We start from the raw sequence: 455 nt of genomic DNA, 5'->3' as shown, positions 1-455 counted from the left end.
ATCGAATCCGAAAAGGCCCCCAAGGGGCTCTCGGAAGATATCGTCCGCTTCATCTCAGAGAAAAAGAACGAGCCGGCCTGGATGCTGGAATGGCGCCTGGAGGCGTACCGCCGCTGGCTGACCATGACCGAGCCGACCTGGGCGCGCGTCAACTATCCCAAGATCGACTACCAGGACCTCTACTATTACGCGGCGCCGAAGCCGAAGAAGACGCTGTCATCGATCGACGAGATCGATCCCGAGATTCTCAAGACCTATGAGAAGCTCGGCATTCCCTTGCGGGAAGTCGCGATCCTCGAGGGCGTCGAGCCGCCTCCGGGCGGAGAGCCTTCGGAACAGCGGAAGATCGCGGTCGACGCCATCTTCGATTCGGTGTCGGTTGCGACCACCTTCCAGAAGGAATTGAAGAAGGCCGGCGTGATCTTCATGCCGATCTCGGAAGCGATCCGCGAGCA

1 pseudogene is annotated in these 455 nt (G+C 60.0%); it reads left to right on the top strand.

Annotated features, from left to right (window positions below):
* Positions 1 to 455 (top strand): annotated as a pseudogene (locus AC5ZGW_RS47025) (Fe-S cluster assembly protein SufB); the annotation flags it as partial.

The sequence above is a fragment of the Bradyrhizobium sp. Crot121 genome (assembly GCF_059512385.1).
Note: the sequence above shows the minus strand (reverse complement) of the source record. Positions and strands in the feature narration are given on the sequence as shown.